We start from the raw sequence: 12,848 nt of genomic DNA on the forward strand, positions 1-12,848 counted from the left end.
GACCATCAAGTTAAAGGAACCTAATTGTAGGGGCCTGCTTGTCAGGCCCGTATAGGAGATAAAATAAATGAGGGAGAATGTAAATAAAGATTCATCCCCATATAAACATAATCGGAACGGAAGAACGGGCGACACAGGGTCGCCCCTACAGGGTGGCGAATGATTTTGTAGGGGCGGCCCTGTGCCGCCCTTATTACAATTCAGAATATGTAAATACAGGGGAGAATAATAAATAAAAATTACCCCCAATATTTATAAACCCAGGTTCGCAACACGGGCTGGTACAACTTTTCATCAGCTCAAGTTCGCTTTCGCTCCTTTCGCTGTGAAAGACTGCATCTGACCTTCCTCAATTCAGCCGACGCTTCGCTTGGCTTCATTGGGATAGGTCATGAACAGGCCAGCCCTTACAAACCATCCCCTAATTACCCGAAAATCTACCGACCCGACCCTTCCAATAAAAAGAAAAAATCGATGAGCCGTTAAAAAAATTCAATGTTTGAGCGAAGCGAGTTTTGAATTTTTAGGCTTGTCGATTTTTTCTTACATCAAGTAAGGTAGGGTGGAAGGGGAGGTCCTAGGAGGGGCAAGGGGCAAAATTATGACCTATCTTAACGAGCGAAGCGAGTTATAGAAGGTCAGATACTAAGATTTCCCAAGAGACCGAGTGTAACGAAGGTCGATTGGTAGAAATCGACAGTATAGCCCCTAGGCCCCTCCTGGAGAATAGGAGAAAAAGTAAATAGAGGGAGAATGTAAATAAAGATTCATCCCTATATAAACAAACCCGGGAACGGAAGAACGGGCGACACGAGGTCGCCCCTACAAACTCATAAAGACCCCAAATAATCTTGACAGCCACCCAAAACCGTGATACAATACTACAGATTGAAGACCCCGATCATAGTCGGGGTTCTCTTTAAGTTGCATAAAAACAGGAGGTGCAAAATGGCTGATCGCGCAATTATGGAATGTGAAGAATGCAAAAACCGCAATTACGTCACATTTAAAAACAAAAAAAACACAACAGAACGTCTGCAACTAAAAAAATATTGCAAATTCTGCAAGACCCATACCAACCACAAAGAAACAAAATAAAGGAGGGAATAGATGGCAAGCCCAAGTAAACCCGCGAAAACAAACAACCTGGCCAAGGCCGAACAAGACCAAAAAAGCCTAGGAAAATACTTCCGCGGAGTTCGTTCAGAATTCAAAAAAGTAATCTGGCCGACCAAAAAGCAAATCCTAACCTATTCACTCGTCGTCATTGTCGTTAGTATCCTTGTAGCATTAGCAATCTACGGACTTGACTACGTCATTCGTGGCATCTTAGGCCTTTTCATTAAAGCATAAGGTGATCCAATTGACAGACCAACAAATCGAGTCCCAAGAACAAGAAGCCAAGTGGTACGTCATTCATACCTACTCAGGACATGAAAACAAAGTAAAGGCCAACATGGAATCCCTAGTAAAAAATAGGAACATGGACAACCTCATCTTTGATATCCAAGTCCCCATGGAAGAATACATCTCCATGCGTAATGGAAAAGAAGTTGTCAAAGAACGCAAAGTCTTTCCATCCTACGTCTTGGTCAAGATGATCATGAATGACGAATCCTGGTATTTAGTACGCAATACGCGAGGAGTAACAGGTTTCGTAGGGCCGGGATCCAAACCCGTCCCCCTGACAGACGAAGAAGTCCTCTCCCTAGGAGTCGCCGACAAAAAAGACTATTCAGGCCTATATGAAGTCGGAGACATCGTCGAAGTTATCGATGGGCCCTTTAAAGACTTTATGGCCACCATCAACCAAGTCGACGAAGACAGAGGAAAACTTACCGTCATCATCTCCATGTTCGGTCGAGACACCAACATGGAACTTGACTTTAGACAAGTCAAGAAAAACTAATCGTACGCATATCACAAACTAGTGGGAGGGAAACCCCGCTATACCACATTTGAGGAGGTGCACTATGGCAAAGAAAGTCATAGCAATCGTAAAATTACAAATTCCAGCAGGAAAGGCAACCCCTGCACCACCAGTAGGTACCGCCCTAGGACCACACGGTGTTAACATCATGCAATTTACCAAAGAGTTCAACGCTAAGACCCAAGACCAACAAGGCCTGATCATCCCCGTTGTACTCACCGTCTACCAAGACCGTTCCTTTACATTCATCACCAAGACACCACCAGCAGCCGTTTTAATCAAAAAAGCATTAAAACTCAACAAAGCATCCGGTGAACCCAACAAGACAAAAGTTGGAAAACTAACCAAAGCCCAAGTAAAGGAAATCGCAGAACTTAAAATGCCCGACCTAAACGCAGCTAACCTGGAATCAGCCATGAGCATGGTTGCAGGAACCGCACGCAGCATGGGTATTGAAGTTGAATAAGTGGGAGAGAAAACTCGTTTGAACCACAAGGAGGTAAAGTAAATGGCAAAAAGAGGAAAAAAATACCAAGACAGCCTTAAGCTAGTAGACCGTAGCAAACTCTACGACGTAAAAGACGCCCTAGAACTCGTCGGCCAAATAGCCAAGGCAAACTTTGACGAAACAGTAGAACTCGCAATGCGACTCGGTGTAGACCCAAGACACGCTGACCAACAAGTCCGTGGAACCGTCGTCCTACCCCACGGAACAGGAAAAACCAACCGCGTTTTAGTCCTGGCAAAAGGCGACAAAATCAAAGAAGCAGAAGCAGCAGGCGCAGACTACGTCGGCGGCCAAGAATACGTAGACAAAATCCAAAACGAAAACTGGTTTGAATTCGATACAGTCGTTGCAACTCCTGATATGATGGGCGTTGTTGGACGCATCGGGCGCGTGTTAGGACCAAAAGGCCTAATGCCAAACCCCAAATCCGGCACCGTAACCTTCGATTTAACCAAAGCTGTAGAAGACATCAAAGCAGGGAAAGTAGAATACCGCGTTGATAAAGCAGCCATTATCAACGTACCCATTGGAAAAGTATCCTTCGGCCCAGACAAACTACGAGAAAACTTCAAAGCCCTCGTAACAGAAGTCATCAAAGCCCGTCCAGCAGCAGCAAAAGGAAAATATTTAAAATCCGTAACCGTGTCCACAACCATGGGACCTGGAATCAAAATCAACGGACAAAAATTAATGGAAGACTAAGAAGAAAAAAAGTGATGAATCCTAGGATTCATCACTTTTTTTGATTTCATAATGTAGGGGCGGCCCTTGAAGCCCTAGCCCGAAACCTTTGATTTCCTAATGTAGGGGCGGCCCTGTGCCGCCCTTTATACATACCCGAATATGTAAATACAGGGTTCTATTGTTTATTTTCGAATAACTTTGTAGGGGCGACCTGGTGTCGCCCGTTCTACAATCCGGAACATATTTATATAGGGCAAATTTATATTTACACCATTCCCAATACTCACTCTTTTCCCATTCTCCAGGAGGGGCCTAGGGGCTATCGATGCCCCTTGCCCCTCCTAAGACCTCCCCCTCCACCCTACCTTACTGGAGGAAGCAAAAAATTTGAGATTCTAAAAATTTTGAACTCACTTCGCTCAAACAGCAAAATTTTCTTAACGAATCTTAAATTTTTTGACCTCAATTTAAAAAACGATACATTTTCGGAATCGTAAGAGCTTTTGTAGTATTGATATACAGAAAAAATAAACATAGGGAACAATTCTTATGATATGAAATCTAATGTAGGGGCGGCCTTGTGCCGCCCTAATAACAATTCAGGGCATGTAAATACAGGGGAAAATAATAAATAAAGATAATCCCCCAAAATAAACAACCCCGGGAACCTCTCAATCCGACCCTTCCAATAAAAAGAAAAAATCGATAAGCCGTTAAAAAAATTCAATGTTTGAGCGGAGCGAGTTTTGAATTTTTAGGCTTGTCGATTTTTTCTTACACTAAGTGCGTTAGGGTGAGAGGTAGGGGTTTGGGGAAGGATAGGGCGAATCATGACGCCCTACTTCCTTCCCCAAGAATAGAAGAAAAGAATAAACATAGGGAATCATGCTAATAGGAATTCATCTCCATATAAACAAACCCAGGTTCGCAACACGGGCTGGACAAGCCAGCCCCTACAGACCATCAAGTTACAGGAACCTAATTGTAGGGGCCTGCTTGTCAGGCCCGTATAGGGGATAAAATGAATGAGAGAACAATGTAAATAAAGATTCATCCCCGAACAAACATATTCGAGAGAGGAAGAACGGGCGATCACTGTCGATTTCTGCCAATCAGACTGCACTTCGTTTGTCTTCTTGGGAAATCTTAGTATATGACCTACCTACGACTCGAGCTTTGCTCTCATCGGGTTAGGTCATGAACCAGGTCGCCCCTACAGACCATCCCCAAATTACCCGAAAAGGTAACGATTCGATCTTTCCAATAAAAAGAAAAAATCGATAAGCCGTTAAAAAAATTCAATGTCTGAGCGAAGCGAGTTTTGAATTTTTAGGCTTGTCGATTTTTTTCTTACATCAAGTAAGGTAGGGTGGAAGGGGAGGTCCTAGGAGGGGCAAGGGGCATCGATAGCCCCTAGGCCCCTCCTGGAATAAAGAGAAAAGGTAAGTATAGGGAAGAATGTAAATAAAGATTCGCCCTATAAAACCCCCCCAAAAAACCCAAAAACAAAACCCCACCCCACCCCAATCCCTAGCCCTTTTCCCCAAACTATGCTATAATAGAAAACGTAGATATTCATCCTACCAAGAAAACCAAGACCGGGCCAAAAGGCAAAAGCTCAACCGGCGAAAGCCCAATTTTAAGCCAATAGCAAGAAATTGTTAAGCCTTTGCCAAAAAGCCAAATGGCTTGAAATACAGCCATAGGACCATTTGACCCCGTTTTGTAACACTTTTGTAATTTTACAAAAAGCCTTTCTTGTGTATAATGAATATATAAGAAATGTTCTATGACAACTGAATACATTCCCCTCGCGAAAGCGAGACAGGAAATGACTGTTCGTTGTCCGGAACTTTCTGAAAGTACGACAAAAACCTCACGGTTTTTGTAGATCTACAAATTTTTAAGGAGGTCGAAAGACAATATGAACAAGAAATTTCTTTCACTAGTACTAGCACTAGTCATGGTACTAGGAACTTTCGGTTCTGTCTTTGCTGAAACTAAGGCTCCAGAAGCTAAAGATGCTAAAAAATCTGAAGTTAAAGTTCCAGAAAAGAAAGACACCAACGAGAAAGTTCAATGGCTTAAAGACAACGAAATCGTTGTTGGCCGTACAGTAAACAAGGATGACAAGAACGCTGATTTAGCACTTGACAAAAACATCCAAAGAGCAGAAGTTACAAAACTTCTTATCTACGCTATTGGACAACAAGACCTAGCAAAACGTCTTGACGGAGTTTATGCTCCCTACAAAGATGTTCCAAGCAACCACTGGGCTAACGGCCTAATTGCTGCTGGTTCTACTGTAGCTAGTCCTGCTAACGCACTTCCATTCTTACACGGTGTTGGACACAACATGTTCGAACCAGAAAGACAAGTACGTTACGACGAATTAGCTAAAATGTTAGTTGTTCTAGTTAAAGAAGACTTAACTAAAGCTGGTCTTGAAGCTGCTAAATGGCCAACAGACTGGATGAACTGGGCTGCTAAATTAGGTATCTTCGACGGAATCAAAACTCCAGTTGACGGATCCAAATACGCTGTTCGTGAAGACGCATTTGTAATGCTTTACAACGCTCTTTACAAAATTGGTGGACTTCGCAACCTTCCAGCAGGCGAAACAATGGGTATCATCTCTGATGCAACTGCTAACAAGATTGTATTAAACCAAGGCGACTTCAAGAAGGAATTCACAGTATCCTACAACACTAACTTTGTTCCAGGAAACTATGATGGAAAAAGAGAAGCTAAAGAAGCAATTAAATGGAACAAATTAGCTGAAGATGGCGAATACTTCATTGGTTCCTTAGTTCGCGTTATTGCTGACGAAAAAGGAAATGTTTCCCACATCGTTCAATTAGGTAACCCAGAAAAATTAGCTTTACCTAGCCAAGGGTGGGTAGCTGTAGCTGATAAACAAGTTTCAGCTAAAGAAAATGTAGTAGTTGGTGAAGGCTTAAAGACAATTACAGTTGCTGGAACACCAATCAAAACAATTGATGCAACTCGTTACTTTGTAGCTGACTACAAAAACAACCAATTAACAGAAGTTAAAGACAAAGATGCTGCATTAAAATTATTTAACTCCAACAGAGACTTTAACAAAGTTGAAAAAGTATATGTAGGTTATGACCAACTTAAGAACTCTAAGATTAATGAAGCAAAAGTTGTTGTATTCAACAAAGTTGACAAAGATAACAACGATTCTACTTTAATCCGTGTAACCACAGCTCCAACCAACAACTACAAAGTTTACGGTAAAATGTCTGGTTACAACGTAACAGAAACTAAAGGTTACGATGTAAAGGGATACAAAGATAGCTTCCCAATCAACTATGAAAACATCCAACAATATGACGTTGTTGAACTTTATAGTGATTATGCACACAGACTTATCGACTATGATAAGGATCCAGTTTACGAAATAGCTGCAGTAAACAAGGAAGAAATCAAAGACGTTAAGAAAGTTAACGGACGTAAGATTGAATTAACCTTAAAAGACATCAACAAAGACACTAAAGATGTTGATATCGTAGCTGATGCTGACCTATTCTTCGGTTCTGAAATCGAAAAAGGTATGAAAGTTCAAGTACAATGGACTGATAAAACTGAAAAAGCAGTTGATATCGTATCTGTAGTACCTGTAACTACTCCATTAAAGGGTGCTTTAAAAGATGCTACTCCATACAACCAAGTAGAAGGTATTGTAACAGTTAAGGAAGCATTAGAATCTGGACAATTTAAAGCTCGTATTACTATCACAGATGAAGATGGTGTAAAACACGGACCTTATCTTGTAGATACTAACGTTACTGTTGAAAAAGGTGACAAAGTTAAGATTCTAGAATTTGAAGGACCTAACCAATATCACAAATTACCATTAGCTACAAAAGTTGAAGTAGTACTTGAAAAAGCAAAAGTAACTAAAGGTATCGAAGATGTAAATAAGCTTTCTAATCTAACTGAAGATCAAAAGAAAGGTTTTGTTGACAGACTAAACAAAGCTGAAGATAACGATGAAGTTGCTAAGATTGAAAAAGAAGCTAAAGCCAAAGACGCTTTAGAAGCTGCTGCAAAAACAATTGACAACGCTAAAGGCTTAGGTGTTGCAAAACCAGCAACTGCTGAAAAAGTTAGGGATGCTGTTAAACCTTTAGTTACTTCAGTTAATGTAGCAAGAGTTGAATCAAAACCAGATTCCAAAAACCCAACTTCTTATGACATCACTTTAGAAAAAGATGGTCAAACAAGAGTTGTAAAAGTTGAGCTTGCAAAAGCAGAAGCTGCTGCTAAATAAGACATCGTCTTACAAATAAAAAAAGAAGCCCTCGGGCTTCTTTTTTTGTACTTATTTTTATGATCTGAGAAGGAGAAGGATATGAATACCTAGTTACAAGCCTTGGTTACCCTCTTTTCCGCTTGGACCCTAGGGGCCTGGCAAATCGAAAAGACCAGAGACCAAGAAAGGGAGTTTTATATTTTAAAAGAAAATAAAGCCTTGGTCCGAGAATGGCAGGAAGACCTTAGGAAAATAGATGGGCTTTTGGGTGTGGATTTTAACCAAGCCCTTCAAGCCTTGGCTTCCTTTATTGATAAAACCTTTCTCGAGACCCCATGATATTTAATGAAGATGACAAAAAATGTATCCCAGCCCTAGAGATAAGGAAAAAATAAGTCATATTTTGAGAGTCATGGCTTGTAACGGCTGCATCATTTCCAGTGGCCAGGCAAAGAAGACCGCTTCTCAGGTAAAAATTTCTCAAAAAGGCCAAACTGAAATCATCATGTCCTTTTATGACCTAATGGAAACAACCTATCTTTTAGATTCCTATATCCAAGATCGTTTAAGCAATGAAAAAAACCTTTGGGAAAAATATAGAAAAATAGTTGAAAAATAAAATAGATAGATGATGTCGGAATGGTCTTGTAGGGGCGGCCCTGTGCCGCCCTTATAACAATTCAGGGTATGTAAATACAGGGGAAAATGGTAAATAAAATAACCCCCTAAAATATATAAATTCGGGTTTGCAACACGGGCGACACAGGGTCGCCCCTACAATGGGGGTATCGGATGATAAAATTTAATCCCAATATTTATAAATTTGGGGTTGTGGATAGGTCATGAACAGGCCAACTCCTACAAAAATTCCCTCTTTATCTCCATTTATGATAAACTAAACTTAATAAATAATCACAAGGAGGCAATATGGACCACCATCGCAAGGATCTTCGTCTAAAAAACTATGACTACCGTTGGAACGGGGCTTATTTTATTACCATAACATGCCAGGGCCGGGAGCCTTTTTTTGCTTATAGCCCTCCTGTCCAGGAAATCTTTCAATTCGCCTTTGCATCCATTGAAAAGAAATACCCCTATTGCCAAGTCTTGGAAAAAGTGATTATGCCCGACCATCTTCATTTTATTTTACTCTTCTCTGGAGATGATTCCTTGGAAGAAAGGAAGTCTTTGTCCACTATTATCCAAGAATTTAAGAGTCTGGTAACCAGGGCCTTTATAGAAAAAGTAAAGGCTGGCCAGCTGCCTGCCTTCCATGAAAAGATATGGCAAAAAGGCTTTTATGAACACGTCATTCGGGGCGAAGAAGAAGTCTACCAGGTCCGGAAGTATATCCAGGAAAACCCCTTGAAATTGGCCCTGCTGCAAGAGGAATGGAAGAAGAAGTAAGGTTTGGGGAGGGCCCTAGCCCGAAACCTTTGGTTTGGTAATGTAGGGGCGGCCCCGTGCCGCCCTTTTACAATCCCGAATCTATTTATATAGGGTAAACTTATATTTATATTATTCCCAATACCAACATATTTCCCTTTATTCCAGGAGGGGCCTAGGGGCTATACTGTCGATTTCTACCAATCGACCTTCGTTACACTCGGTCTCTTGGGAAATCTTAGTATCTGACCTTCTATAACTCGCTTTGCTCGTTAAGATAGGTCATAATTTTGCCCCTTGCCCCTCCTAAGACCTCCCCTTCCACCCTACCTTACTTGATGTAAGAAAAAATCGACAAGCCTAAAAATTCAAAACTCGCTTCGCTCAAACATTGAATTTTTTTAACGGCTCATCGAATTTTTCTTTTAATTTAAATAACCGGATCGGTACATTCTAGGGTGATGAGGGAATAGCCATGTAGGGGCGGCCCTGTGCCGCCCCTATAACAATTCAGAATATGTAAATATAGGGGAAAATGGTAAATAAAATGAACCCCCAAAATATATACATCCGGGTTCGCAACACGGGCGACACAGGCCAGCCCCTACAGACCATCAAGTTACGGAACCCAATAATGAATGAGAAAACCATATAATAGAAATATATCCCCATACCCACAAACCATATATACAAAAACGCCCTTGACCAACTGGCCAAGGGCTTTTTCTTTTCTTATTCTAATCGTTCGATGGCTGCCATCAACCGAGCCAGGGTTTCATTGAGTTCTTCCATTTTGGACTCCATTCTCAAGAGCATAAAGGAAGCGACGACAATGGGAAAGCCCATGTTGGCGATGGAGGATAGGATGTCTTCCATAGGCTAGGCCTCTTTAAAACAAGGGGGTTACCTTGGTTTCGATGACCTTGGCGGAGATTTTTTCTGTGATGGTGTCGCTTTTACCGAAGATTTTTTCCTTAACCAGGTCGTCCATGACTCCGGCTACGGTGGTGGAATCTAGGCTGTTTTTGACTCCTCTGACTCGCAGGGTGAAGTTTTTATCGGCCAGGGTTTTAAAGCTGCATTCTAATTGGTAGTTGTTCATGGTTTACCTCCTTAGGCTTCTGTGTTTAGACGGACGGTTTCGATCTTGAGGATGCCCTTGCAGGGTTGGTCAAAGAGTTTGGCCAAGGATTGGGCTCCTCTTAAGAGGGCTTGGTCTTCAACTTCTTTGTTGACGTTGGAAAAGGACTTGGTCTTGAAACGGGGTTTTCCTTTTTCGTCGACTCCATTTTCGAGTTCTAAGCGTAGGGCGATGTTTTCTTTTGTTGCCATGGTTGGCTCCTTTCTTTTTCTTTCAACGGCTTACACTTTACATATGTTTTGGGGAGGGGTTTTCCCCTAGTCTTTTTGGAAAAAGTTTTTTTGGTAGTCGGCTAGGATTTTCTCAGCTAGGATTCCATTGTTGTAGGCTTTTTGGGCTGTGGACAGGCTACAGGCCAGGGGGACTTGGTAGTGGGGCAGGATAAAGCTGGCAGGAGGGACCAGGTCTTGGATGGCCTGGTAGGCGATATAGCCGTAGCAGGGGTCCCGGGGGATTTTGGGTTTACGAACCTTGCAGGAGATGAAGATTTGCCCGGCCAGGTAGAGGGGGAGGGGGCCTGTCAGGCCTTTTTGCCGGAAGAAGGCTTTCAGGGCCCGGGGGTCTAGGAAGTAGACCTTGGCGAATTGGTCCATGAAGTGGGAGATGGGCATGGGGAGGTTGAGGGATTGGCCGTCTTGGGTGTAGATTTTTGTCCCGTCGCCGGTTTGGTCTTGGTAGACGGGGAGGATGGTTTGGATGGTTTCGTAGTGGATGGGGTGGGGGTGTTTGGTTTTTTGTGTGGTTTGTGGTTTTTGCATGTTGCCTCCTTAATGACCTAACCCGATGAGTAGGGGCCTGCTTGTCAGGCCCGTATAGGGAATAAAAAGAATGAGGGAATAATATAAATAGGGATTCATCCCCATATAAACATAATCGGGAAGGAAAGAACGGGCTAGACGAGCTAGCCCCTACGATTGGTTTTTCTGAATATTTATATTAGGACCTATATCTACAAATTCTGTTTATCAACACGGGCGATCACTGTCGATTTCTGCCAATCAGACTGCACTTCGTTTGTCTTCTTGGGAAATCTTAGTATCTGACCTACCAACGAAATCGAAGGTTTCGGATTAGGTCATGAATCAGGTCGCCCCTACAGACCATCCGGAAATTTTTCCCGGATATGTGACGATTCGATAATTCTCATAAAAAGAAAAAATTGATAAGCCGTAGAAAAAATTCAATGTTTGAGCGAAGCGAGTTTTGAATTTTTAGGCTTGTCGATTTTTTCTTTCATCCAGTGCGTTAGGGTGAGAGGTAGGGGTTTGGGGAAGGATAGGGCGAATCAAGACGCCCTACTTCCTTCCCCAATATATAGGGAAAAGAATGGATATAGGGGATATCATGGATAGAGGTGTATTCCCTATATTCACCTATTCTGTTTATCCATAGGGGCATGGGGAAACTCCCCAATCAATTCATCAAGCTGGCGAAGGCTTTATACATTTCAAAGAAAAAAGAACATACGTTCTAATAAATATAATACATCAATTTTTTCTTCCTTTCAAGAATCTTTTCCAACTTCTCTTTTTGATCTAAGGGGAAATTTTTCCAATAAAAACCCAAGGGAATGTCCTGTAGTTTTGAAAACTACAGGGCTTTTTTTTAAAGTACGGGGGCTTTTGGGGAAGAACAAGGGGGCAAGAAAAAGAACGTATGTTTTGCTTTTTATCTTTTTTCTCCTATACTGGTGGAGAAAGGAGGTGAATGTATGAAGGTTATTTTGGATCCCAGGGGTTATTCTATGGAGGAAGTTTATGAGGCTTATGAGGGTCTTTGCCGAAAGACGGTCCGGGCTTATGGCTGGGAGGGGGTTTCTAAGGAGGATCTTTTCCAGGAGTGTATCTTGGAATTGTGTCGCTGTGTCCGGGATTTTGACCCGGACCGGGGAGTGGCTTTTCCGGCTTATGTCCAAAGGGCTTTGAAGTACCGGGTCTACGGAGCTCAAAGGAAGTGGCTCAAGGGTCAGGTGGATTCTTTGGATGCCGGGGAGGATTTTCAGGAGGCCTTGTTGGATCCTTTTGACTTGGAGGAGGCTGTTTGCCAGGAGGAGGAAAAAAGGCGGCTGGACTTTTATTTGGGGTCTTTATCTCCCAGGCAGGAGGAGGTTTTACGTCTCTATTATTATGAAAATTTGTCTTTGTCGGAAATTGCAGGTTTTTTGGGCCTGGCCTATAAGACGGTGGAGAACACCAAGGCGGCTGGGCTGAGGAATTTAAGGAGGTTATTTTATGCTTATGGACAAGAAGTTGATTCGTTTTAATTTTTCTAGTCGCCAGGGGGCTCGGATTTCTTATATTGTGGTTCACGATACGGGAAACCGGGCGGCCAGTGCGGATGCCATGAACCACTACCGGTATTTTAACGGGGGCAACCGGAGGGCTTCGGCACATTATTTTGTGGATGACAAGGGGGTTGTCCAGTTGGTGGAGGATGCTTATGCGGCCTGGCATTGTGGCGACGGTCGGGGCCGGTATGGGATTCGGAACAGTAATTCCATCGGGGTGGAGCTTTGCATCAACCAGGGCAACGACATGGCCAAGACCTATGATTATGCCCGGGACTTGATCCGGGAGCTGATGGCCTATTATGGGATTCCCAAGTCCCGAGTGGTCCGGCATTATGATGCCAGCCGGAAGGTCTGTCCGGGGCATATGTTGGGCAAGGGAGATTGGGGCCCCTGGTGGGGGTTTTGGGAGAGTTTGTAGGTTTATATTTTTGAATTATCGGATGGTTTTGTAGGGGCGATTTTATATCGCCCTTTTTGCAAACCCGAATATGTTTATATTGGGAATAAATGTGTATTGACGGTGTTCCCTTGTGGATATATGTTTTGCATATCAATACGGGCCGGACAGGCCGGCCCCTACATGGAAATTTCTGTGCATTTATATGATCTCCAATATTTAAATTTCCTGTT

General features: G+C 42.6%; 16 protein-coding genes. 11 read left to right on the plus strand and 5 right to left on the minus strand.

The features are described from left to right. The first annotated feature begins 948 nt into the window (after nucleotides 1–948). The 5 genes from rpmG (at nucleotide 949) to rplA (ending at nucleotide 3,140) form a co-directional block, all read left to right on the plus strand. The gene (gene rpmG / locus CS898_RS05040; protein ID WP_034440217.1) at nucleotides 949–1,098 is read left to right on the plus strand and encodes a 50S ribosomal protein L33; all 150 of its coding nucleotides are present in this window, start codon (nucleotides 949–951) and stop codon (nucleotides 1,096–1,098) included. 12 nt (nucleotides 1,099–1,110) lie between these two features. Beyond that, nucleotides 1,111–1,353, plus strand: coding sequence for a preprotein translocase subunit SecE (gene secE, locus CS898_RS05045; RefSeq protein ID WP_009431823.1), 243 nt, complete (start codon nucleotides 1,111–1,113; stop codon nucleotides 1,351–1,353). Nucleotides 1,354–1,363: 10 nt separating this feature from the next. Then, nucleotides 1,364–1,909: a transcription termination/antitermination protein NusG gene (nusG, locus tag CS898_RS05050; protein WP_009430022.1), complete on the plus strand. Its 546-nt coding sequence runs from the start codon at nucleotides 1,364–1,366 to the stop codon at nucleotides 1,907–1,909. A 64-nt stretch (nucleotides 1,910–1,973) separates the two neighbouring features. Further along, on the plus strand, nucleotides 1,974–2,396 hold the full coding sequence (rplK, locus tag CS898_RS05055; protein WP_009430606.1) for a 50S ribosomal protein L11: 423 nt from the start codon (nucleotides 1,974–1,976) through the stop codon (nucleotides 2,394–2,396). A 42-nt stretch (nucleotides 2,397–2,438) separates the two neighbouring features. Then, nucleotides 2,439–3,140, plus strand: coding sequence for a 50S ribosomal protein L1 (rplA, locus tag CS898_RS05060; protein ID WP_009431309.1), 702 nt, complete (start codon nucleotides 2,439–2,441; stop codon nucleotides 3,138–3,140). A 1,557-nt stretch (nucleotides 3,141–4,697) separates the two neighbouring features. Here the strand turns inward: rplA and CS898_RS05065 are convergent. Further along, complete coding sequence (locus CS898_RS05065; RefSeq protein WP_099208337.1) at nucleotides 4,698–4,928, minus strand: hypothetical protein; 231 nt, start codon at nucleotides 4,926–4,928, stop codon at nucleotides 4,698–4,700. 118 nt (nucleotides 4,929–5,046) lie between these two features. On the opposite strand from CS898_RS05065, the gene CS898_RS05070 reads away from it, so the two are divergent. The 4 genes from CS898_RS05070 (at nucleotide 5,047) to CS898_RS05085 (ending at nucleotide 8,808) form a co-directional block, all read left to right on the plus strand. Beyond that, nucleotides 5,047–7,419, plus strand: coding sequence for a GA module-containing protein (locus tag CS898_RS05070; RefSeq protein ID WP_099208338.1), 2,373 nt, complete (start codon nucleotides 5,047–5,049; stop codon nucleotides 7,417–7,419). A gap of 102 nt (nucleotides 7,420–7,521) precedes the next feature. Further along, nucleotides 7,522–7,740, plus strand: a complete 219-nt coding sequence (locus CS898_RS05075; protein ID WP_099208339.1) for a hypothetical protein — start codon at nucleotides 7,522–7,524, stop codon at nucleotides 7,738–7,740. A 73-nt stretch (nucleotides 7,741–7,813) separates the two neighbouring features. Further along, on the plus strand, nucleotides 7,814–8,020 hold the full coding sequence (locus CS898_RS05080) for a hypothetical protein (RefSeq protein WP_159459129.1): 207 nt from the start codon (nucleotides 7,814–7,816) through the stop codon (nucleotides 8,018–8,020). A 308-nt stretch (nucleotides 8,021–8,328) separates the two neighbouring features. Then, nucleotides 8,329–8,808 carry an REP-associated tyrosine transposase gene (locus CS898_RS05085; RefSeq protein WP_099208341.1) on the plus strand — a complete coding sequence of 160 codons (480 nt, stop codon included), beginning with the start codon at nucleotides 8,329–8,331 and terminating at the stop codon, nucleotides 8,806–8,808. A gap of 711 nt (nucleotides 8,809–9,519) precedes the next feature. Here CS898_RS05085 and CS898_RS05090 read toward each other — a convergent pair. The 4 genes from CS898_RS05090 to CS898_RS05105 form a co-directional block, all read right to left on the minus strand. Next, nucleotides 9,520–9,663, minus strand: a complete 144-nt coding sequence (locus tag CS898_RS05090) for a YvrJ family protein (RefSeq protein ID WP_009430595.1) — start codon at nucleotides 9,661–9,663, stop codon at nucleotides 9,520–9,522. Nucleotides 9,664–9,676: 13 nt separating this feature from the next. Beyond that, on the minus strand, nucleotides 9,677–9,889 hold the full coding sequence (locus CS898_RS05095) for a DUF2922 domain-containing protein (RefSeq protein ID WP_009431508.1): 213 nt from the start codon (nucleotides 9,887–9,889) through the stop codon (nucleotides 9,677–9,679). Between the two features lie 11 nt (nucleotides 9,890–9,900). Next, entirely contained in the window at nucleotides 9,901–10,119 is a 219-nt protein-coding gene (locus tag CS898_RS05100; protein ID WP_099208342.1) for a DUF1659 domain-containing protein, read from the minus strand. A gap of 66 nt (nucleotides 10,120–10,185) precedes the next feature. Further along, the gene (locus tag CS898_RS05105) at nucleotides 10,186–10,686 is read right to left on the minus strand and encodes a hypothetical protein (protein WP_099208343.1); all 501 of its coding nucleotides are present in this window, start codon (nucleotides 10,684–10,686) and stop codon (nucleotides 10,186–10,188) included. A 953-nt stretch (nucleotides 10,687–11,639) separates the two neighbouring features. Between CS898_RS05105 and CS898_RS05110 the strand changes: the two genes are divergently transcribed. After that, the gene (locus CS898_RS05110) at nucleotides 11,640–12,191 is read left to right on the plus strand and encodes an RNA polymerase sigma factor (RefSeq protein ID WP_099208344.1); all 552 of its coding nucleotides are present in this window, start codon (nucleotides 11,640–11,642) and stop codon (nucleotides 12,189–12,191) included. Beyond that, nucleotides 12,160–12,636 (plus strand): peptidoglycan recognition protein family protein, encoded by a 477-nt coding sequence (locus CS898_RS05115; RefSeq protein WP_099208345.1) that lies wholly within the window; start codon nucleotides 12,160–12,162, stop codon nucleotides 12,634–12,636. Before CS898_RS05110 ends, CS898_RS05115 begins: the two co-directional genes overlap by 32 nt. Nucleotides 12,637–12,848: the final 212 nt, after the last annotated feature.

It is taken from the genome of Urinicoccus timonensis (assembly GCF_900232945.1).
Classification (GTDB): domain Bacteria; phylum Bacillota; class Clostridia; order Tissierellales; family Peptoniphilaceae; genus Urinicoccus; species Urinicoccus timonensis.

Coding starts and splice junctions, on each gene's coding strand:
- rpmG (WP_034440217.1), top strand. CDS start 949: ATGGCTGATCGCGCAATTATGGAATGTGAAGAATGCAAAAACCGCAAT.
- secE (WP_009431823.1), top strand. CDS start 1,111: ATGGCAAGCCCAAGTAAACCCGCGAAAACAAACAACCTGGCCAAGGCC.
- rplK (WP_009430606.1), top strand. CDS start 1,974: ATGGCAAAGAAAGTCATAGCAATCGTAAAATTACAAATTCCAGCAGGA.
- rplA (WP_009431309.1), top strand. CDS start 2,439: ATGGCAAAAAGAGGAAAAAAATACCAAGACAGCCTTAAGCTAGTAGAC.
- CS898_RS05065 (WP_099208337.1), bottom strand. CDS start 4,928: ATGTATTCAGTTGTCATAGAACATTTCTTATATATTCATTATACACAA.
- CS898_RS05070 (WP_099208338.1), top strand. CDS start 5,047: ATGAACAAGAAATTTCTTTCACTAGTACTAGCACTAGTCATGGTACTA.
- CS898_RS05080 (WP_159459129.1), top strand. CDS start 7,814: ATGGCTTGTAACGGCTGCATCATTTCCAGTGGCCAGGCAAAGAAGACC.
- CS898_RS05085 (WP_099208341.1), top strand. CDS start 8,329: ATGGACCACCATCGCAAGGATCTTCGTCTAAAAAACTATGACTACCGT.
- CS898_RS05090 (WP_009430595.1), bottom strand. CDS start 9,663: ATGGAAGACATCCTATCCTCCATCGCCAACATGGGCTTTCCCATTGTC.
- CS898_RS05095 (WP_009431508.1), bottom strand. CDS start 9,889: ATGAACAACTACCAATTAGAATGCAGCTTTAAAACCCTGGCCGATAAA.
- CS898_RS05100 (WP_099208342.1), bottom strand. CDS start 10,119: ATGGCAACAAAAGAAAACATCGCCCTACGCTTAGAACTCGAAAATGGA.
- CS898_RS05105 (WP_099208343.1), bottom strand. CDS start 10,686: ATGCAAAAACCACAAACCACACAAAAAACCAAACACCCCCACCCCATC.
- CS898_RS05110 (WP_099208344.1), top strand. CDS start 11,640: ATGAAGGTTATTTTGGATCCCAGGGGTTATTCTATGGAGGAAGTTTAT.
- CS898_RS05115 (WP_099208345.1), top strand. CDS start 12,160: ATGCTTATGGACAAGAAGTTGATTCGTTTTAATTTTTCTAGTCGCCAG.